This window comes from Butyrivibrio sp. (assembly GCF_017433805.1).
Classification (GTDB): Bacteria; Bacillota; Clostridia; order Lachnospirales; family Lachnospiraceae; genus Butyrivibrio.
On record NZ_JAFRGN010000013.1, the window covers coordinates 85425 to 105717 of the forward strand.

General features: G+C 39.7%; 20 protein-coding genes and 1 riboswitch. Of the genes, 19 read left to right on the plus strand and 1 reads right to left on the minus strand.

What is annotated here, in order from left to right; translation table 11 throughout:
* The first annotated feature begins 32 nt into the window (after window positions 1–32).
* The 15 genes from IJI01_RS03775 to IJI01_RS03845 all read left to right on the plus strand — a co-directional run bounded on the left by IJI01_RS03775 (window position 33) and on the right by IJI01_RS03845 (window position 14243).
* Complete coding sequence (locus IJI01_RS03775; protein ID WP_292186082.1) at window positions 33–1574, plus strand: ABC transporter ATP-binding protein; 1542 nt, start codon at window positions 33–35, stop codon at window positions 1572–1574.
* Window positions 1574–2716, plus strand: coding sequence for an ABC transporter permease (locus IJI01_RS03780; protein ID WP_292186923.1), 1143 nt, complete (start codon window positions 1574–1576; stop codon window positions 2714–2716). Before IJI01_RS03775 ends, IJI01_RS03780 begins: the two co-directional genes overlap by 1 nt.
* Window positions 2713–3657, plus strand: a complete 945-nt coding sequence (locus IJI01_RS03785; RefSeq protein WP_292186084.1) for an ABC transporter permease — start codon at window positions 2713–2715, stop codon at window positions 3655–3657. Before IJI01_RS03780 ends, IJI01_RS03785 begins: the two co-directional genes overlap by 4 nt.
* Before the next feature lie 3 nt (window positions 3658–3660).
* Window positions 3661–4086 (plus strand): cytidine deaminase, encoded by a 426-nt coding sequence (gene cdd, locus IJI01_RS03790; RefSeq protein WP_292186087.1) that lies wholly within the window; start codon window positions 3661–3663, stop codon window positions 4084–4086.
* A 142-nt stretch (window positions 4087–4228) separates the two neighbouring features.
* Window positions 4229–4579: a 50S ribosomal protein L19 gene (gene rplS / locus IJI01_RS03795; protein WP_292186090.1), complete on the plus strand. Its 351-nt coding sequence runs from the start codon at window positions 4229–4231 to the stop codon at window positions 4577–4579.
* A 96-nt stretch (window positions 4580–4675) separates the two neighbouring features.
* Window positions 4676–5272 carry a signal peptidase I gene (gene lepB, locus IJI01_RS03800; protein WP_292186092.1) on the plus strand — a complete coding sequence of 199 codons (597 nt, stop codon included), beginning with the start codon at window positions 4676–4678 and terminating at the stop codon, window positions 5270–5272.
* Window positions 5273–5287: 15 nt separating this feature from the next.
* On the plus strand, window positions 5288–6169 hold the full coding sequence (gene ylqF, locus IJI01_RS03805; RefSeq protein WP_292186095.1) for a ribosome biogenesis GTPase YlqF: 882 nt from the start codon (window positions 5288–5290) through the stop codon (window positions 6167–6169).
* Between the two features lie 37 nt (window positions 6170–6206).
* On the plus strand, window positions 6207–6740 hold the full coding sequence (gene lepB, locus IJI01_RS03810) for a signal peptidase I (protein ID WP_292186098.1): 534 nt from the start codon (window positions 6207–6209) through the stop codon (window positions 6738–6740).
* Window positions 6740–7501, plus strand: coding sequence for a ribonuclease HII (locus IJI01_RS03815; protein WP_292186101.1), 762 nt, complete (start codon window positions 6740–6742; stop codon window positions 7499–7501). Before lepB (IJI01_RS03810) ends, IJI01_RS03815 begins: the two co-directional genes overlap by 1 nt.
* Entirely contained in the window at window positions 7498–9294 is a 1797-nt protein-coding gene (fliK, locus tag IJI01_RS03820; protein WP_292186104.1) for a flagellar hook-length control protein FliK, read from the plus strand. Before IJI01_RS03815 ends, fliK begins: the two co-directional genes overlap by 4 nt.
* Window positions 9295–9296: 2 nt before the next feature.
* Window positions 9297–9593 carry an EscU/YscU/HrcU family type III secretion system export apparatus switch protein gene (locus tag IJI01_RS03825; RefSeq protein ID WP_292186107.1) on the plus strand — a complete coding sequence of 99 codons (297 nt, stop codon included), beginning with the start codon at window positions 9297–9299 and terminating at the stop codon, window positions 9591–9593.
* A gap of 74 nt (window positions 9594–9667) precedes the next feature.
* A complete protein-coding gene (locus IJI01_RS03830) occupies window positions 9668–10033 on the plus strand; it encodes a YraN family protein (protein ID WP_292186110.1) in 366 nt (121 codons plus the stop codon).
* A gap of 17 nt (window positions 10034–10050) precedes the next feature.
* Entirely contained in the window at window positions 10051–10920 is an 870-nt protein-coding gene (gene pgeF, locus IJI01_RS03835) for a peptidoglycan editing factor PgeF (RefSeq protein ID WP_292186113.1), read from the plus strand.
* A 122-nt stretch (window positions 10921–11042) separates the two neighbouring features.
* Window positions 11043–11738, plus strand: coding sequence for a response regulator transcription factor (locus tag IJI01_RS03840; RefSeq protein WP_292186115.1), 696 nt, complete (start codon window positions 11043–11045; stop codon window positions 11736–11738).
* Window positions 11739–11741: 3 nt separating this feature from the next.
* Complete coding sequence (locus IJI01_RS03845; protein WP_292186118.1) at window positions 11742–14243, plus strand: sensor histidine kinase; 2502 nt, start codon at window positions 11742–11744, stop codon at window positions 14241–14243.
* A gap of 86 nt (window positions 14244–14329) precedes the next feature.
* On the opposite strand, the gene IJI01_RS03850 is transcribed toward IJI01_RS03845, so the two are convergent.
* Complete coding sequence (locus tag IJI01_RS03850; RefSeq protein ID WP_292186121.1) at window positions 14330–15529, minus strand: ribose-phosphate pyrophosphokinase; 1200 nt, start codon at window positions 15527–15529, stop codon at window positions 14330–14332.
* A 118-nt stretch (window positions 15530–15647) separates the two neighbouring features.
* Between IJI01_RS03850 and IJI01_RS03855 the strand changes: the two genes are divergently transcribed.
* Genes IJI01_RS03855 through IJI01_RS03870 form a run of 4 tightly spaced genes read left to right on the plus strand, consistent with a single transcriptional unit; the run spans window position 15648 to window position 20108 of the window.
* Window positions 15648–17006: a DUF512 domain-containing protein gene (locus IJI01_RS03855; protein ID WP_292186123.1), complete on the plus strand. Its 1359-nt coding sequence runs from the start codon at window positions 15648–15650 to the stop codon at window positions 17004–17006.
* A 50-nt stretch (window positions 17007–17056) separates the two neighbouring features.
* Entirely contained in the window at window positions 17057–18385 is a 1329-nt protein-coding gene (der, locus tag IJI01_RS03860) for a ribosome biogenesis GTPase Der (protein ID WP_292186126.1), read from the plus strand.
* 1 nt (window position 18386) lies between these two features.
* Window positions 18387–19070, plus strand: a complete 684-nt coding sequence (locus tag IJI01_RS03865) for a glycerol-3-phosphate acyltransferase (RefSeq protein WP_292186130.1) — start codon at window positions 18387–18389, stop codon at window positions 19068–19070.
* Between the two features lie 15 nt (window positions 19071–19085).
* Window positions 19086–20108: an NAD(P)H-dependent glycerol-3-phosphate dehydrogenase gene (locus IJI01_RS03870; RefSeq protein WP_292186133.1), complete on the plus strand. Its 1023-nt coding sequence runs from the start codon at window positions 19086–19088 to the stop codon at window positions 20106–20108.
* Between the two features lie 75 nt (window positions 20109–20183).
* Window positions 20184–20282, plus strand: a riboswitch (THF riboswitch).
* The last annotated feature ends 11 nt before the right edge of the window (window positions 20283–20293 follow it).

A 20293-nucleotide genomic window follows, 5' to 3' on the forward strand; every position in this document is an offset into this window, starting at 1 on the left:
ATGAAAAAATTTTGTTAGGAAGGTGTTTTATTATGGATGATTATGTAATTGAGATGTTGCATATCACAAAAGAGTTTCCTGGCATAATTGCAAATGATGATATCACTTTGCAGTTAAAGAAAGGTGAGATTCATGCGCTCCTTGGGGAGAACGGCGCAGGAAAATCGACTCTTATGAGCGTCCTTTTTGGACTTTATACACCTGAGAAGGGTGTTATCAAGAAAGATGGCAAGGAGGTTACGATCAAGAATCCTAACGATGCCACTGATCTTGGTATTGGAATGGTTCATCAGCATTTCATGCTGGTAGATATCTTTTCAGTTCTCGATAATATTATTCTTGGAGCTGAGCCTAGTAAATTCGGATTTTTGACCAAGAAAGAAGCCAAGAAAAAGGTACTTGCTCTTTCTGACAAGTATAATCTGAAGGTTGATCCTGATGCTCTTATTGAGGATATCACTGTTGGTATGCAGCAGCGTGTTGAAATCCTCAAGATGCTCTACAGAGATAATGATATTCTTATTTTCGATGAGCCTACAGCGGTGCTTACACCTCAGGAAATAGATGAACTTATGAAGATTATGAAGAATCTTGCTGCAGAAGGTAAGTCTATCCTGTTCATCACTCACAAGCTCAACGAGATCATGGAAGTAGCAGATCGTTGTACTATCCTTAGAAGAGGTAAGTATATCGGTACTGTTAATGTTGCAGAAACTACCAAGGAAGAGCTTTCATCTATGATGGTTGGCCGTGACGTTAAGTTTGCGGTTGATAAGGAAGAGGCTAAGCCTGGTAAAGAGATTCTCAGAGTTGAGAATGTATGCGTTAAGAGTAAGATTCATCAGAATGATTCAGTTCATAACGTATCCTTCAATGTCAGAGAAGGCGAGATCGTTTGTATCGCCGGTATCGATGGAAATGGTCAGACTGAGTTTATAGGAGCACTTACAGGCCTTGATGATATCTCAAGTGGTACTATCAAGTTCATGGGGGATGACATTACTCACAAGTCAATCCGTTACAAGAATACACATGGAATGAGCCATGTTCCGGAAGACAGACACAAACATGGTCTTGTTCTTGACTATACTCTTGAAGAGAATATGATCCTTCAGAGATATTTTGAACCAGAGTTCTCCAAGAATGGCTTCATCAAGAAGAATGAGATGAGAGAGTACTCTGACAAGCTTACAGAGGACTTCGATGTAAGATCAGGACGTGGAGCTCAGACAATAGTCAGATCCATGTCTGGTGGTAACCAGCAGAAGGCCATTATTGCAAGAGAGATGGACAGAGATCACAAGCTTCTTGTTGCTGTTCAGCCTACAAGAGGTCTTGATGTTGGCGCTATCGAATACATTCACAAAGAAATAGTTAAGCAGCGTGATGAAGGTTGTGCTATTTTGCTTGTATCACTTGAACTGGATGAGGTTATGAACCTTTCAGACAGAATTCTTGTAATGCACGATGGAGAGATTGCCGGAGAAGTTGATCCCAAGAATACAACTCTCCAGGAGCTTGGACTTTACATGTCAGGAGCTAAACATGACGAGAGAAAGGAGGTATTTAAGTGATGAAAGAAAATACAAGTTTCTTTAAAAAGCCTGCAGTTCAGACTATTCTTGCATCTATCTTATGTGCCGTTCTCGGAATTGTTTTAGGTTATATAATTTTGCTTTGCATGAACCCAGCTCATGCGACAGAGGGTATGGTTGCTATTCTTAAGAACTTCTTCAAGTTTAGTGGCAAGCCTCAGCAGCTTATGTATTATCTTGGATCAACACTTGTTAAGGCTGTTCCTGTAATACTTTGTTCAGAAGCTATTCTTTTTGCATATAAGGCAGGTCTTTTCAATATTGGAGCTGCCGGACAGTATACAGTTGGTATCCTTGCCAGCCTTTACACATCACTTGCACTTGGATGGAACTGGTTCTTCTGTCTTCTTGCAGCTGTTTGTGCTGGTGCACTTTGGGGCGCTATCTGCGGATTCTTCAAGGCTTTCTGTAATGTTAATGAAGTTATTGCAGGTATCATGCTCAACTGGATATCTCTTTACATTTGTAACATCGTTCTTGGTAATGAGACTTGCATGAATACAACCAAGTCTGAGACATATGATATTGCTGCCAAGAATCCTTCAGGAATTCTTCCTGGATTCTTACAGGGAGTATTTGGTAATAACCAGTATATGACAATTGCTGTACCTATTACTGTTATTGTCGCTGTGGTTATTCTTGTCATCCTTAGTAAGACAACTTTTGGTTATGAGCTTAAGGCTACAGGTCATAATAAGGATGCTGCTAAATATGCCGGAATGAACGCTAAGAGAAATATCATTCTTACACTTGTTATTTCTGGCGCTATTTCAGGACTTGCAGCTTCACTTTATTACCTTACAAGTATTGAGCATTACAAGATCGCATCATCTGTTCCTGGTATGGGCTTCTCTGGTATTGCTGTTGCATTCCTTGGTGGTCTTCATCCTATTGGAGCAATTGTTGCAGGACTTTTCGTTGAGTATATTACCCTTGGCGGTCAGTATCTTAACACTAACTATTTCAACCCACAGGTTGCAGATCTTATGATCGCTATCATCATTTATCTCTGCGGCTTTGTACTTTTCTTTAAAACTATTATCAATAAGCCTAAAAAGGTACAAAAAAGTAATGCTGAAGCTGATAAAAATGCGTCAGCTAAGAAGGAGGTGCAGAGATGATACTACTGATTCAATACACACTCATCTTCTCAGCAGTACTTATTCTTGTTGCTTTGGGCGGTATGTTCTCAGAGCGAAGCGGTATTATCAATCTGGGACTTGAAGGTATTATGGTATTTGGAGCTATGGCAGGAGCTATGGTTATGGTCCTTTTACCAGAGACAGCTTCTAATGCAACTATTGTAATTCTTACACTTTTAGCAGCAGCAATAGCAGGAATGCTTTCATCACTCCTTATTGGTGTTGCATGTATCTACTTCAAAGCAGATCAGACTCTTATCGGAACAGCTGTAAATATGCTTGCTACAGCAGCTGCAACAGTTATTGTTAAGGCATTTAATACAAGCCGTTCTAAGGGAACAGACTTTTCTGCCAAGCTTGACTATGTAAGAGGACATGATGCATTCATGTTTAATGTAGGATCTCTGCAGCTCAGCTGGTTTATAGTAGTTGCTGCAGCTCTTCTTGTAGCTGCAATTGTATTCTTCTATAAGACCAAGTTTGCACTTAGACTTCGTGCCTGCGGCGAACATCCTCAGGCTGCTGACTCTGTAGGTATCAACGTATATGTTATGAGATACTCAGGAGTACTTTTATCTGGATTTCTTGCTGGACTTGGTGGTATTATTTATATCGCTGCTGCCAACTCAACCTGGCACTTTGATTATGGTGTAGCAGGAGCGGGATTCCTGGCACTGGCTGTTATGATCTTTGGTCAGTGGAAGCCTGAGAGAATTGCATGGTCTGCAGTATTATTCGCTGTATTTAGATCATTGTCTAATGTTTACATGGGAATTGATTTCCTTCATGCACTTAAGATTCCTGGAACTGTTTATAACATGTTCCCATACATTGTTTCACTTATAGTTCTTGCATTCACTTCACAGAAGTCAAGAGCTCCTAAGGCTGAAGGTATTCCATACGATAAGGGGTCAAGATAATTTATGACTAATGAAGAAATAAGAAACCTCATAGAAAAAGCGCTGGATATGCGAAACTATTCATATACTCCATATTCACACTATAATGTTGGAGCTGCACTTCTTGCTGCTAATGGCAAGGTGTACACAGGCTGTAATATTGAAAATGCTTCATTTACTCCTACTAATTGTGCGGAGAGAACTGCATTTTTTAAGGCTGTAAGTGAGGGCGTTAAAGAGTTCAAGGCTATTGCTATCTGCGGTGGTGCAGAAGGAGCAGAAGTTCTTGATGATTGCAGTCCATGTGGTGTTTGCAGACAGGTAATGAGCGAATTCTGTACAGATGACTTTACTGTTATCTGTGCTAAGTCTGTGGATGACTATACGGTATCTACACTTAGTGAGGTTTTGCCTTTCAGATTTGGACCTTCTAATTTAATAAAATCATAAAAACGATAATTGTATTGACTTCTCCTTAGGGGGTGTGGTATAGTATAGTACGTTGTGACAATCAGACGGTCCTCTGCTGTAACATTAACCCAAATTACTATTTCGTTTACGGCAAGAACGTCCATAGAATAGGAGAAAAATTATGAGTACAATTATCGCAGAGCTCGAGAAAGAGCAGCTGAACGCTAATGCGCCTCAGTTCAACACAGGTGATACTGTAAGAGTACACGCTAAGATCAAGGAAGGAAACCGTGAAAGAGTTCAGGTTTTCGAGGGAACTGTTAAGAAGATCCAGGGCGGTAGCAACCGTACAACTTTCACAGTAAGAAAAGAGTCTTACGGTGTTGGCGTTGAGAAGACATGGCCACTTCACTCACCTATCGTTGAGAAGGTAGAGGTTGTTAGAAGAGGTAAGGTAAGAAGAGCTAAGCTGAACTACCTTAAGGGACTTACAGGTAAGAAAGCTAAGGTTAAGGAACTTGTTACCAGATAATTTGTTTGCTAGAGGCAGTTACTTTTTAGTAATTGCCTCTTTTTTTCTTTTCTAGGATAATTATTATAGACAAATAATTAAAAGGGAGCATTTCTAATGCGTCGCAGAAAAAAGAATACTTTATCTTTCAGTCAGAAAAAGAAGATTATTACACCCAAGTTGATAAAGGAGATCTTTTCGTGGATCACTGTAACAATATTTGCTGTTTTGCTTGCAGCAGTATTTGTATTTTCTTTTGGCATGCAGGTCAAGGTTATCGGTGATTCTATGGAGCCATCTGCCTATAATGGACAGACGGTACTTGTAAACAGACTTATATTTAAGATTTTTGGACCATCCACAGGCGATATTGTTGTGTTTTTGCCTAATGGAAATGTTAACTCTCATTACTATGTGAAAAGAGTTGTAGCTGGGCCTGGAGACAAGATTCAGATAGTAGATGGTCTTTTGTATATAAACGGGGAAGTTCAAACGGAAGATCAGGATAAATATGATAAAATGGAAGATGCAGGGATTGCATCTAATGAGATTTCCCTTAAGAGTGGAGAATATTTTGTTTTGGGAGACAACAGAAATAGTAGTGAGGACTCCCGAAGCGCCAATATTGGAATTGTTTCTACCAATATGATGATTGGTAAAGCGTGGTTCAAGCTTGGACTTGAAGATCACGCAGGCGGTTTTATTTTGAATTAAGAAAGTGGTGATTGGATGAATTTTCAGTGGTATCCAGGTCATATGACCAAAGCTGTCAGAATGATGCAAGAGAATATCAAGCTTATAGATATTATTATTGAGCTTACAGATGCACGCATTCCAGCTGCTGGCAGAAATCCAGATATTGATGAACTTGGTAAGAATAAATACAGGCTGATCATTCTAAATAAGGCTGATCTGGCTGATCCACAGGTTACCAAAATGTGGAAGGAGTATTACCAGAAGAGTGGAGCTTTTGTTATGGAAATGAACTCCAAGACTGGTAATGAAGCTGGTAAGGTCAAGGATCTTATTACCAAGGCTTGTGCTGAGAAAATAGAGCGTGACAAGAAACGTGGAATCGTTGGAAGACCTATCAGAGCTATGGTTGCAGGTATTCCTAATGTTGGTAAGTCCACATTTATAAATAAACTTGCTGGCAAAGCATCTGCCAAGACTGGTAATAAGCCTGGTGTTACTAAGGGTAAACAGTGGATTTCACTTGGCAAGAATATGCAGCTTCTTGATACTCCAGGTATCTTGTGGCCTAAGTTTGAGGATGAGGAGGTTGGACTTCACCTTGCGCTTATAGGTTCTATGAATGATGAGAATCTTGATACTACAGAGCTTGCATGTGAACTTATCAAAATACTGAAAGAATCATATCCAAATGCGATAATAGAGAAGTATAATATAAGTGAGGAGCAGATTGCCGAGCTTTTAGAAGATCAGTATGCGACTCCTGCCAGTGCTGTATTATCTGCTATTGCTATTAATAGAAAATGCTTCAAACAGGGAGCACAGCCTGATATGGACAGAGCAGCAGCGCTTCTTTTGGATGATTTTAGAAATGGAAGACTTGGCAAGCTTTCTCTTGAACGTCCAACTAATGAATAAAACAAGTGCTTACGGGCACAGATAGGCTGGTTTTGACATGAAAAATGTACTTAAAGAAGTATTAAGCACAATTGTTTATCTTGGAATAGTATTCCTTCTTACATTTTTGTTTATTACTTTTGTTATGCAGAGAACAGAGGTTAGTGGTAATTCCATGAATCCAACTCTGATCGACCAGGATTCTCTTTTGATAGAGAAGGTAACTTATAGATTTGGTGATGTAAAAAGATATGATATCATCGTTTTTCCATACAGATATGGAGAAGATGAGTACTTTATAAAGCGTGTTATAGGTCTTCCAGGTGAGACAGTCAGAATTGATACAGAAGGTAATGTCTATATCAATGAACAGCTTCTTAAGGAAAACTATGGCGCAGAGGTTATTATTGATCCAGGTGTTGCCATAAATGGCATCAAGCTGGGTACTGATGAATATTTTGTCATGGGAGATAACAGAAACCACAGTATGGACAGCAGAGATCCTTCTGTAGGTAATATTAAAAAGAAAGATATTTTAGGACATGCTTTCGTTAGGATTTACCCATTTGACAGTTTTGGGGGTATTAAGTAATGGAGGCAATATCACAGATTAAAGAGACGTTGGGGAACTCTCAAAGCGAGGATGCGCTTAAGCTTTTTATAGAGACATATAAGAGTGATGAGAGAGCAGGCGTTCAGAAGCTTGTAGAGAATGCCGGCAAGAAGCTGGATCTATTGTATAAAGAGATACAGCGAACCTGGGAAATGAAAAAGTACGAACGCGAAAACGCGGGACTGGGATTGTTGTGCGGGATTGATGAGGTAGGAAGAGGCCCTCTTGCAGGTCCTGTTTATGCTGCGGCCGTTATTCTTCCTGAAGATTCAGATATTCTTTATCTAAATGATTCCAAGAAATTATCCGAAAAAAAGAGGGAAGAGCTTTATGATGTCATCATGGAAAAGGCAGTTGCTGTAGGCATTGGATCGAACACCTGTGAGAGAATTGATGAGATCAATATTCTTCAGGCTACTTATGAAGCTATGACCAAGGCTGTTAACAGTCTTTCTGTTAAGCCGGGAGGTCTTTTGATTGATGCTGTACATATTCCTCAACTGGAGGAGTACAAGCAGATTTCAATCATAAAGGGAGACGCCAAGAGCGCTTCTATTGCAGCAGCAAGTATTATTGCCAAAGTTACAAGAGACAGGATAATGAAGGACTATGCCAAGGAGTATCCTGAGTATGGATTTGATTCCAATAAGGGATACGGAAGTGCAGATCACATAGCTGCACTCAAAAAGTATGGGCCATGTCCTATTCATCGCAGATCTTTTATAGGTAATTTTGTATGAGTAATATTTCAGGCATAGCCGGATCTGGTAATAATATAATCATTGATGGAAGGGAGCAGACAAATGTTCCTTCCAAAGAAGCGCCCATAGAAGTCAAAAGTGGCACTACACTTACTGGTAAAGTTATGTCTATTACTGATACTGATGGCGAGAGAATAGCTAATATCGATCTGGGTAATGCTACGATCTCTGCCAAATTGTCAGAGGGAATGGGGCTTAAGGAAGGACAGATACTGAACTTTTCTGTCAGAGGAACCGGTCCTAATGGCATTACAATCACTCCACTTCTGGAAAATACTTCAATCTATCAGAGCACAATGAAGGCCTTGACAGCAGCTGGCCTTGAAATAAATAATTCTTCACTTCAGATGGTAAAAGAGATGATGGAAGCAGGACTTCCTATCGATAAATCATCTCTTCTGGAAATGAGCAAAAATCTTAATACATATTCAGATACAAGTGTGTCAACGCTTGTTGAAATGAAGAGTCTTAATATTCCAATAAACGAAACAAATATAGAACAGTACAGTAATTACAAAAACTACGAGCATCAGGTGACCATGGAGATGACACAGATCATGGACGAACTCCCCAAGGCCTTTGATTCCCTTATGCAAAATGGTAATACAAATGCTGCAATTAACCTCTATGGTGAGGTTTTGAAGGCGTTTGCTGAAGGCGGTGAAGTTCAGGCACAGCCTCAGACGCCGGGTGAAGTAGATATGCAGACACAGGCTCAACCACAGACCCAGGCAGACATGCAAACGGTAGCACAAGCTGAAACTCAGGTTGAAGGTAAGGCAGATGGTCAGATAGTAGGCCAGACAGGCGCTCAGATTGGAGTTGAAGGCGAGACTTTGGCTGCTGCCTCCAAAGATGGAACAATCATAGCTAATGCAGAGGATGGCCAGAAAATAATAGGCGAAGCGGATGGCAATAAGCTTCAGCAAGGCGAGCAGGGAGTTAAGCTATCTACGAACTTTGTTAATAACCTGGAGAATATTGGTGTTTCAGAGAAAACTATACAGAATCTTTTGAAAGAAACATCTACTGGTGGCATGGATGCTCAAAAGGAATTGTTCAAAGAACTGGCTAAGGCCTTTGAAAATGCTGATATGTCCAATCCTGTAGAAATGGCATCCTGGAAAAAGCTCTTTACATCTGAAGAGTATAACAAGCTACAGAAGGATAACATTACAAATCAGTGGCTATTAAAGCCTCTTGATGTTGAGAAAAAAGAAAACATAGATAACCTGTATCAAAGGCTGGGAGTTCAGGCTAAGGCACTTGCAGAGTCTATCACCAATACTCTTGGCTCAGAATCCAAGCTTGCCCAGTCGGCTAACAATCTTAGCAATAATCTGGATTTTATGAACCAGCTAAATCAGATGTTCCAATATGTTCAGCTTCCTCTTCAGATGGCTGGTCAGAATGCTAATGGGGATCTTTATGTATATAGGAACAAGAATAAAAGAATGAGCGAGGATGGCTCTGTTAGCGCTATCCTTCATCTTGATATGGAAAGTCTTGGGCCTGTAGATGTTTATGTTAAGCTCAAAGACACCAGGGTAACTACAAATTTCTATGTGGCTGATGATTCTGTGATTGATCTTTTGAATGACAACATACACATTCTTAATGAAAGGCTTGAGAAGCGTGGATACACTATGCAGGCTAATATGATGCTTCATTCTGATGCTGGCAAAGAGGGCGAGAATGATGCCGTAGATGAGCTATTGGCTGTGACCAGAACCCCTCTTTTGTCAACCACAGCCTTTGATGCGAGGGCGTAGTTATGGCAGATCAGAACAAAAAAGACAAAATAAAAACTGCGGTAGCTCTTGGCTATGATCCTAATGAGGATGGCGCGCCTAAGGTAATTGCTTCTGGAAAAGGAGCGCTTGCTGAAAAGATCATTGAGCAGGCTAAGGATAATAAGATTCCTGTTCACGAGGATGATAAGCTTGCTGATACCTTGTCGAGACTGGAGATTGGGGAGATGATTCCTCCAGAGCTCTATGAGGTTGTGGCAGAAGTTCTTGTTTTTGTTGATGCTATGGATAAGATTAAGGCCAAAGAGAAAAAGAAATAAAAACAATATTAGACAAATGGATTTCTATGTGATATTATTCCATTTATGTTTTTTATAGATAGGAATTAACATAGATGAATAAACGACAGGTGGGAGATTACTACGAGAATCTAGCCTGTACTCATCTTCGAAACCAGGGAGCCTGTATCGTTGATAGAAACTACAGGGCACTTAGGGGAGAGATTGATATCATCGCCCGCGACGGCAGATATCTATGCTTTATCGAAGTGAAATACAGGAAAGATAACAGGTTCGGCGCCCCTGAAGGAGCCGTCACTATTTCTAAACAAAGACAGATCTGTAAGCTATCCAAGCTTTATCTTTATTCCAAGAATAAATCCATTGATGTTCCAATTAGATATGATGTTATTGCAATTACTGATGATGACAATGTGCCCGTGATCAGATGGCATAAGAATGCGTTTGATTATGTGGGATAAACCTGGAAAGAGGAATTATGAACGATAAAATTCAAATTAAAAGAACTGGTGATAAAAGACAGCTTGAACTCAGAGAAACAAACGGAGTATATTACCTTGTTTTTCCAGAACTAGAAAAGCTGGGAGTTGTTGAGCACTTATTCAGTACAAGAATAGGCGGTGTAAGTAAGGGCTACTACAGCGAGATGAACCTTAGCTATACAAGAGGAGATGAAAAAGAAGCTGTAGATGAGAACTATATGAGAATATCTGAAGTTATGGGGCATGGACATAAGCTTGATGACTTTGTTTCAACCTTTCAGACTCATACAACAAACATAAGAGTTGTTACAGAAGATGACAGGGGAAAAGGCCCTCAAAGACCTAGAGATTACATGGATATTGATGGCCTTATCACAAATGTTCCAGGTATCATTCTGTCTACCTTCCATGCAGATTGTCCTCCTGTTTACTTTGTTGATCCTGTTCATAAGGCAATAGGTCTTTCACATTCAGGCTGGAAGGGAACAAAGGGCAAGATTTCCAAGAAGACTATAGAAGCTATGGCTGATAATTATGGTACAAGAGCTGAAGACCTTGTCTGCGCTATAGGACCATCTATCTGCGGACCTTGCTACGAAATCGGAGAAGATGTGGCAAGTCAGTTTGCTGAGAGCTTTTCAAGGGATGAGCTCAATGAAAAAGGTATTCTTGTGCCTTACCCAAATGGTAAGTACAGATTATATCTTTGGAATGCGATCAAGCAGACATTACTAGATAGCGGTGTAAAAGAGGAAAATATTTTAGTTACAGATGTATGTACTAAATGTAATTCCGATATTTTGTTCTCTCATAGAGTTCACCATGAAGAACGTGGTAATTTAGCGGCTTTTTTATGCTTAAAATAAATGCAGTAAACGTATAAACGTTAATTTCTTAAGAAAACAGGTCAAAAAATTAAGAAATTTCGATGGTAAATCTTAAGAATTTACTGATTTAATTAATATATTAGTTGTTAAAGGTGGAAGAAATGGAAAATATTCTTGTATGTGATGATGATAAACAGATAGTTGAAGCGATAGAGATATATCTTGAGGAAGAGGGCTTTAGAGTTTTTAAGGCATATGATGGGGTTGAAGCCCTGGAGATACTTCAGAAAGCCAGAATACAATTAGCGATAATAGATATCATGATGCCCAAAATGGATGGCATCAGACTTGTTAAAGAACTCAGAAGATTCAGTACTATTCCGGTTATCTTTTTATCAGCTAAATCAGAAGATTCAGATAAGATATTTGGCCTTAATATAGGCGCGGATGATTATATTACTAAGCCATTTAATCCGCTAGAGCTTGTGGCGAGAGTTAAATCCAATCTTAGAAGATATACATCACTAGGTTCTGAAATAGTTAATGATAATATCTACACAGCTGGAGGCCTTGTAATAGACGATAGCTCCAGAGAGTGCTTTGTTTTTGGTGAGAATATCAAGCTTACACCTGTTGAATATAATATCTTATCTTTCCTTGTTAAGAACAAAGGCAAGGTATATTCAATAGAGAAGATATATGAGCAGATATGGCATGAAACGGTAGAAGGCAGAGCGGATAACACTATCGCAGTTCATATCAGACATATCAGGGAAAAGATAGAAATAAATCCCAAGGATCCCAAGTTCCTTAAGGTTGTCTGGGGAGTTGGCTACAAGATTGAAGATGAGGTTTAAAAAATGCAGTTAAATGTTAGGCTTAAAAGGATACTTAAAATTTCACAACATCTATTGGCAGGATTTATCGCCTTTGTACTGGCATATTCTATATCAAGTTCTGGCATAGTTATTACCGGCGCAGATGGAGATTATTCCTATAATCTTTATAAGTCTGACAGATCAAGAGTCTATGAAGATTCTCTTTTATTTAATAATATTCTTGGCAATAATGCAGCCAATATACTAAGGCTCGTAGCCATTAGATCACAGATGGAGACAAGTGGCTCCTATGACAGTAACAAGAAAATTGATGTTACAGCTTATGTCAACAGGGCATCAATGCTCCCTGGAGATTATATAACTGCCGTTTATTATCTTTCTGATATCCTCAAATGGGGACAGAGCGGTATTGCAGTAGAGAACAGAAGCTTTTCAGAGACAGAGAGTGCCAAGTTCCTGAACCAGTCTACAACCTACACCCATCTTAAGAATAATAATGTCTCAGGTGGCATGAATTCGTACCTTAACTCTCAGCTGGATGATAACACACTTACATTTACAGTTGCTGGCAATGGTATTTATGAAGCAGGTAATCACAATATTCTTATTTCCAGATATCAGACTGTAGATGGCAAGAATATTGAGGATATCGTTTCGAACTGGGATGAATATATTCTTTTGTGCAGCTATATTCAGGAGGCAATTGGAGATCTTTCTTCGAACTACAAGGATTATGGATCTCTTTTAAACTATTACACCTACCAGAATAGTAACGTCAGATACTACGTATCCAGAACAATTAATGGCCAGACAGAAGTATTTACAAACGTTGATGAGCTTTCTAAGGATACTGTTGGCGTGGATATAGGCTCTATGTTTAAGGAATTTGGCAGATATATTTATTATTGCCCTTATGAACTTAGATATGAGACTAATACCAAGATAAAAGAAAATGTATTCAGGTCACTACTTCGTTCTTATGGATATGCATTCCCTGACCAGACTAAGGTATATATTGCTGTAGATACCAACAATTATCCATGTTCAGATGATTTTGCGCAGGGTAAGAGCAGCTTTACCAAATATATGCCTTACAGAACTCAGCTCTATATTCTGGGTGTTATAGCAGCGGTAGCTTATCTTGCTATTTTCATGATCCTGTTTAAAGATGCCAGAAAAGATAAGAACTTAGAGCTTGCTGCCCAGGGACTTCCTCCTGTGGATGACAATAGAAACGTAATAGATTCCGAAGTCGTATTCCTGCTTGGAGCGCTGCTTATTCTTTTCCCTATAGCTGTACTTATCATTGCAAGTTATGTAAAAGGTACTACACTTCTTAAGCTGACGCAGCTTACGGCTTTTCCATATATTCTTGGAATCTGCGTAGTAGTAGCTGATGTAGGACTTACATACATTGTTTATGAGTACGTTAGTAGAATTACTGGTAAGAGCTTATGGAAAAACAGCTTTACCAGAAAAATAAGCTTTGGTGCAAGAGACTTGATCATTAATACAACGGATAACGGAAGTGTGTTTATCAGAACCTGGATTCCTTATGTCACATTTGTGGTCATTAACCTGTTACTTTTCAGAATTGGCATTGCAGGAGTTGTGATAGCAGCTTTCATGGATTTTCTGATCGGTGTGTTTATATATAGACAGAACACTGATAGAGACAAGATCATTCATGTAATTGAGAACATCAAAAATGGCGATGTTAAAGCCAAGGTGGATGTAAGAGATCTTCATGCAGATAATATTCTTTTGGCAGACGCTGTTAATTCTATTGGCGAAGGAATTGAAAAGGCAGTTGATACTAGCATGAAGGATGAGAAGCTTAAGGCTGATCTTATTACTAATGTCTCTCATGATATCAAGACTCCGCTTACTTCTATCATCAATTATATCGGGCTTATCAAGCGAGAGAACATTGATAACCCTAAGGTTAATGAATATGTGGACGTTCTTGATGTTAAGTCTGCTAAATTGAAACAGCTGATAGAAGATTTGCTGGAAGCCTCCAAGATTAGTTCTGGTAACATTAGCATTCAGATGAGCAAGATCAACTTTGTTGAGATGGTTAACCAGAATATAGGCGAGTTCTACGAGAAGTTTGAAAAAGCAAACCTTCAGCCAATTTTCAGATCTGTACAGCCTAATATACAGATAATGGCTGATCCAAGACACCTGTGGAGAGTTATTGAGAACCTCTTTAGCAATACCTGCAAATATGCTCTTACCGGAACCAGAGTATATATGGATCTTAAGCTGGTAGACGGAGAGGATGGACATAAAAAGGCTGTATTTTCTATCAAGAATATCTCAGCCAAAGAACTGGACCTTGATGGAGATGATCTGTCTGAGAGATTTATCCGTGGCGATGAATCCAGGACTACAGAGGGAAGCGGCCTTGGATTATCTATAGCCAAGAACCTTACAATTGCCCAGAAGGGCGACTTTAAAATCAGGCTTGATGGAGACCTTTTCAAGGTTATTCTGACCTTTGATGCAGTAGAAGAGTAAATAAAAACGGCTTAGGAAGAAGATGAAGAAGCTTTTCCTAAGCCGCAATTTTATGAATCAAAAATGTTTATATACGAGTCTGTTGATCAATCAAATAGCTCTGCAGGAGTCTTGCAGCCTGAATTGTACTTGCCTACAATCTCATGAATCTTGTCAGTTGGCATATTAACCGTTGACATAGATGCATCGTGATTAAGGAAATCAATGATAGTTGCAATGAATTTACCCATATCAGCGATAAAGATATATTCTCTTGATGTAACTTCCTCATTCATATATGTGAGGTTAGTAGTGATGACTGCATCAAAGTAGCCATTCTTGTAACCTTCATCGAATTTGCTCATACCATCTGTGAAAAGACCGAAGGTTGTGCAGATAAATACTCTCTTGGCACCCATGTTCTTGAGCTGCTTGGCTGTATCAATCATACTGGAACCGGAGGAAATCATATCGTCAATGATGATAACATCGCGGCCCTGAATATCTGAACCAAGGAATTCGTGAGCAACAATAGGGTTAGTACCGTTTACAACGTGAGCATAATCACGTCTCTTGTAGAACATACCTGTATCAGCGCCGATAACGTTAGCAAAATATACGGCTCTGTCGAGAGCACCTTCATCAGGAGAGATAACTGTGAGATGATCCTTGTCTACAATAAGGTCATCAATATGTGATAAAAGAGCCTTCATAAACTGATAGGATGCAAGGAAGTTATCAAAGCCGCCAAGTGGCTTGGCATTCGAAATTCTAGGATCATGTGCATCAAAGGTTATGAAGTTGGAAATACCCATATCATGCAGCTCTTTGAACATCTGGGCTGCATCAAGAGATTCCATGCCGTTACGCTTATGCTGTCTTCCTTCATAGAGGAATGGCATGATAACGTTGATTCTCTTAGCTTTGCCTGTGATGGCACCAATAACTCTCTTAAGATCCTGATAATGATCGTCAGGAGATTTGTGATTGAGGTAATTGTACATCTTGTAAGTAATGCTGTAGTTACAAACATCAGTAAGAATGTAAACGTCATTACCACGAACACTTTCAGAAATAGTAGCTTTAGCTTCACCACTTGAAAATCTGTTAAGATTGATCTTGATCTGATAGCTGTCTTTGACATATCCGTGGAAAGCAGGATCGTTCTCAGGCATCTTGTAGAGTTCATGCCTGAACTGAGAGATATACTTATCTACGCTATCTCCGAGCTCCTTAGCAGATTCCATAACAATAAGATTAAGTGGAGCTACAGGAATTGTTCCTTCAAGCTTGTGAAAATCTGGCATTTTTGTCCCCTTTGTATTATATTATTATGCGGCCATGCGAATAACGCATTTCTCCAAATACAGTTTTACCATCTGTATTACTGACACGTCAAGGATATTATTGTATAATAAAAAGGCTATGAATAAATATAATGGACATCTAATAGGCAGTGTTGAGCCAGGTAGCATTGCTGAAGAACTAAATATAGAAAAAGGCGACATTCTTCTCAAAATCAATGATCAGGAACTGGAAGATGTATTTGATTATCAGTATCTTGTTCAGGATGAGCATCTCGATGTTCTCATCAAAAAAGCTGATGGGGAAGAGTGGCTTCTTGATATTGACAAGGACTTTGATGAAGACCTTGGAATAGAATTTGAAAACGGACTTATGGACAATTACAGGTCCTGTAGTAATAAATGTATTTTCTGCTTTATTGATCAGATGCCTAAGGGCATGAGAGAAACTCTGTACTTCAAGGATGATGACTCCAGACTTTCTTTCCTTCAGGGCAATTACGTTACACTTACTAATATGTCGGATAAAGATATAGACAGGATTCTCAAATATCATTTATCCCCGATCAACGTATCTTTCCAGACAACTAATCCTGAGCTTCGATGCAAGATGCTGGGTAACAGATTTGCAGGAGAAGCCCTCAAAAAGGTAGACAGACTCTGTGCTCCAGGAACAGGAATCGAGATAAACGGACAGATTGTTCTGTGCAAGGGAGTCAACGATGGTGCGGAGCTTACAAGGTCAATCACTGATCTTACCAAGTATATTCCTAACCTTCAGAGCGTATCAGTTGTCCCGGTAGGTCTTTCTAAGTTTAGAGACGGTCTTTATCCTCTTGAGCCATTTAACGGTGAGGATGCTGCCAAGGTTATAGATGAAATCGAGAGCTGGCAGCGCAAGATATACGACGAGCATGGCATTCATTTCATACATGCCAGTGATGAATGGTACTTCCTTGCTGGAAGAGATTTCCCTGAGGAAGAAAGATATGACGGATATATTCAGCTTGAGAACGGCGTTGGCATGATGAGGCTTCTCATCAATGAGTATAATGAAGCCTTCGAGGCTGCGCTTGAGAACCACAAGGAACACATTGATGGTCTTAAAAGGCATATTTCTCTTGCTACTGGTAAGCTTGTTTATCCTAGTATTAAGGAGCTTGCTGATAAGGCAATGGAAGTTTGCCCTGGACTTACAGTAACAGTTTATGAGATAATCAATGAGTTTTTTGGCGAGAGGATTACTGTATCAGGTCTTTTGACTGGTCAGGATATAATCAAACAGCTCAAAGGCAAGGATCTAGGAGATGAACTGTTCCTTCCAGAGAATCTCCTTCGAAGCGGCGAAGATTACCTTCTCGATGATGTGAGAATAGGTGATATAGAAAGAGAACTTGGCGTTAATGTAGGAATATCCAAGTGCGATGGACATGAGCTTGTTTCGTTATTATTTGATATTCCTGTTGAGGAGCTCTTTTAACAGATATTAGCTGTAAACGGACACTATAGTTTTTTAGATAAGGATGATTTATGAGTAAAAGAAATATTGTAGCGGTGGTTGGAAGACCAAACGTAGGTAAATCTACACTTTTTAATGCGCTTGCTGGTAGCAGAATCGCTATCGTACAGGATACACCAGGCGTAACAAGAGATAGAATATACCAGGATGTAGAGTGGCTTAATCATAGCTTTACTCTTATTGATACTGGCGGTATCGAGCCTGATTCCAAGGATATTATCCTTGCACAGATGAGAGACCAGGCGCAGATTGCTATTGATACTGCTGATGTCATTATCTTCATGGTTGATGTTAAGCAGGGACTTACAGATTCAGATTCCAAGGTAGCCGATATGCTCAGAAAATCTGGTAAGCCAATAGTTCTTTGTGTTAACAAGGTTGATAACTATAACAGAGACTCAATGGATGTTTATGAGTTCTATAATCTTGGAATTGGTGAGCCATTCCCTATTTCCGCAGTTAACAAGCAGGGAATCGGCGACCTTCTTGAGGAAGTAGTCAGCCATTTCAGCAAGAGCTCAACCGATGAAGAGGAAGATGACAGCGTCAAGATTGCCATTATTGGTAAGCCTAACGTTGGTAAGTCTTCAATCATCAATAAGCTTATCGGTGAGAACAGACTTATTGTATCTGATATTGCTGGTACAACACGTGACGCAATCGATACTCAGGTCAAATATAACGGCAAGAAGTATACCTTTATTGATACAGCCGGTCTTCGTAGGAAGAACAAGGTCAAGGATGAACTTGAGCACTATATGATCGTCAGAACTGTAGGTGCTGTAGAGAGAGCTGATGTAGCTATCCTTGTTATCAACGCTGAGGACGGCGTAACAGAGCAGGATGCCAAGATTGCAGGTATCGCTCACGAGAGTGGTAAGGCTGTTATCATTGCTGTTAATAAATGGGATCTTATCGAAAAAGACAATCACTCAGTTAAAGAGTTCACCAAGGATATCAGAAATACTCTTGCGTTCATGAACTATGCTGAGATCATATTTGTTTCTGCTGAGACTGGACAGAGACTTGTTAAGCTCTATGACATGATTGATATGGTATCAGAGAACCATGCACTCAGAGTTTCTACTGGTGTCCTGAATGAGATCATGACACAGGCTGTAGTAATGCAGCAGCCACCAAGTGACAAAGGCAAGATGCTCAAGCTTTACTATATTACACAGGCATCTGTTAAGCCACCGACATTTGTTATTTTCGTTAACGACAAGAAGCTTATGCACTTTAGTTATACCAGATATATCGAAAATCAGATCAGAGAGGCCTTTGGATTTAAGGGAACTCCTCTTAGATTCATAATCAGGGAGAGAAAAGAGGACAAATAACATGGGACTTAGTTTGTTGGTGGAGAGAGTTATTTGTATTGCTGTTGGATATGTATTTGGAATGATTCAGACTGCAGTATTTTACGGCAGAATGAAGGGTGTTGATATCAGAAAGGTTGGAAGTGGTAACGCTGGAACAACCAATACACTCAGAGTCCTTGGACCTAAGGCGGGAGGAATTGTTCTTCTTGGTGATATGCTTAAGTGTATGGCAGCTATTTTTATTACCTACCTTCTCTTTGGCAGGAGCAATCCTGATTACATTATTCTGTATATGACATATACAGCGGCAGGAGCTGTACTTGGACATGATTTCCCAGTTAACCTTCATTTCAAGGGTGGCAAGGGAATTGCTTGTACAGCAGGATATACTATTTACCTTGGAATTCAGTTTACATGGCTGTTTATCCTTATGGGTGTAGTATCCTTCTTCCTTCCATTTAACCTTTTCCATATTGTATCAGTGTGCAGCCTTTTCTATTATTCTGCACTTCTTATAATGACTGTTATTTATGGTCAGATGGGGCTTTTTGGAGCTATTCCTCAGGGAGAACTCATTGAAGTTTATGTTATTTTAGCAATTCTTACTTTCCTTGCTTTTTATCAGCACAGGGGCAATATCAAGAAGCTCTTTGCTGGTCAGGAGAGAAAGACATACATTTTCAAGAAAAATAAGATTGACTGATTAGGAGAGACTATTTTGGGAAAAGATATAGGCATAGTAGGCGCGGGCAGTTGGGGCATCGCACTTGCATATTTGCTTAGCAATAACGGACATAATGTCATTGTATGGTCAAGGAGACAGGAAACAGTTGATAAGCTCAGTGCTTATCATGGTAATGAAGACAAGCTTCCGGGAGTTATTCTGGATGATTCTGTTAAGTTCACCTGTAACATGGAAGAGGCTGTCAAGGACAAGGACCTTATAGTACTTGTTGTTCCTTCTGCTCACATGAGAGAGACCGTTAAAATAATGGCGCCATATATCGATGGCACTGAGGAACATCCTCAGATTATTGTTAACTGTTCCAAGGGTATTGAGGAAGATACGCTTATGGTTATGTCTGACGTTATTCTGGATGAGATTCCAGGCTGTCAGGTATGCGTTATGTCTGGACCTTCACATGCAGAAGAGGTTGGAAAAGGCATGCCTACTTCAATTGTTGTAGGTGCTTTTGATAAAGATACAGCGAGATTTGTTCAGAACGTATTTATGAGCAGTGTTTTCAGAGTATACATCAGTCCTGATATGCAGGGAATAGAAATTGGTGCTGCTCTTAAGAATGTCATTGCTCTTGCAGCTGGTATTGCTGATGGTTATGGACTTGGCGATAATGCCAAGGCTGCTCTTATTACAAGAGGTATTGCAGAAATCGGAAGACTTGGTATGGCTATGGGTGGTAAGTTTGAGACCTTCAGTGGCTTGTCAGGTATAGGCGATCTTATTGTTACTTGTGCTTCCATGCATTCCAGAAACAGAAGAGCAGGAATACTTATCGGACAGGGCAAATCCACACAGGAAGCCATGGACGAAGTTAAGATGGTAGTAGAGGGTGTATATAGTGCCAAGGCAGCCAGACTTCTTGCTGAGAAGTACGAGGTTGAAATGCCTATAGTTACTGTTGTTAATCAGGTTTTATTCGAAGGCAAGACACCAGAAGAAGCTCTCAATGATCTTATGATCAGAGATAAGAAAATAGAGAGTAGTAACCTTGACTGGTAATAGATATATTCGATAAAAGAATCATTGCAATTATATTGTTTCTAATGTATTATTTACTCAAATAAAAAATGTTTACGCAGAGTAGACGCTACAGCGTTAAGTGCCAGATAGACAGGGAGTTGCTATTTGGACGAAGGATTCAGGTCCGCGGTTCTAGTGTCGCATCCCGCTGCTACATCAAAGAT

Coding starts and splice junctions, on each gene's coding strand:
- IJI01_RS03775 (WP_292186082.1), top strand. CDS start 33: ATGGATGATTATGTAATTGAGATGTTGCATATCACAAAAGAGTTTCCT.
- IJI01_RS03780 (WP_292186923.1), top strand. CDS start 1,574: ATGAAAGAAAATACAAGTTTCTTTAAAAAGCCTGCAGTTCAGACTATT.
- IJI01_RS03785 (WP_292186084.1), top strand. CDS start 2,713: ATGATACTACTGATTCAATACACACTCATCTTCTCAGCAGTACTTATT.
- cdd (WP_292186087.1), top strand. CDS start 3,661: ATGACTAATGAAGAAATAAGAAACCTCATAGAAAAAGCGCTGGATATG.
- rplS (WP_292186090.1), top strand. CDS start 4,229: ATGAGTACAATTATCGCAGAGCTCGAGAAAGAGCAGCTGAACGCTAAT.
- lepB (WP_292186092.1), top strand. CDS start 4,676: ATGCGTCGCAGAAAAAAGAATACTTTATCTTTCAGTCAGAAAAAGAAG.
- ylqF (WP_292186095.1), top strand. CDS start 5,288: ATGAATTTTCAGTGGTATCCAGGTCATATGACCAAAGCTGTCAGAATG.
- lepB (WP_292186098.1), top strand. CDS start 6,207: ATGAAAAATGTACTTAAAGAAGTATTAAGCACAATTGTTTATCTTGGA.
- IJI01_RS03815 (WP_292186101.1), top strand. CDS start 6,740: ATGGAGGCAATATCACAGATTAAAGAGACGTTGGGGAACTCTCAAAGC.
- fliK (WP_292186104.1), top strand. CDS start 7,498: ATGAGTAATATTTCAGGCATAGCCGGATCTGGTAATAATATAATCATT.
- IJI01_RS03825 (WP_292186107.1), top strand. CDS start 9,297: ATGGCAGATCAGAACAAAAAAGACAAAATAAAAACTGCGGTAGCTCTT.
- IJI01_RS03830 (WP_292186110.1), top strand. CDS start 9,668: ATGAATAAACGACAGGTGGGAGATTACTACGAGAATCTAGCCTGTACT.
- pgeF (WP_292186113.1), top strand. CDS start 10,051: ATGAACGATAAAATTCAAATTAAAAGAACTGGTGATAAAAGACAGCTT.
- IJI01_RS03840 (WP_292186115.1), top strand. CDS start 11,043: ATGGAAAATATTCTTGTATGTGATGATGATAAACAGATAGTTGAAGCG.
- IJI01_RS03845 (WP_292186118.1), top strand. CDS start 11,742: ATGCAGTTAAATGTTAGGCTTAAAAGGATACTTAAAATTTCACAACAT.
- IJI01_RS03850 (WP_292186121.1), bottom strand. CDS start 15,529: ATGCCAGATTTTCACAAGCTTGAAGGAACAATTCCTGTAGCTCCACTT.
- IJI01_RS03855 (WP_292186123.1), top strand. CDS start 15,648: ATGAATAAATATAATGGACATCTAATAGGCAGTGTTGAGCCAGGTAGC.
- der (WP_292186126.1), top strand. CDS start 17,057: ATGAGTAAAAGAAATATTGTAGCGGTGGTTGGAAGACCAAACGTAGGT.
- IJI01_RS03865 (WP_292186130.1), top strand. CDS start 18,387: ATGGGACTTAGTTTGTTGGTGGAGAGAGTTATTTGTATTGCTGTTGGA.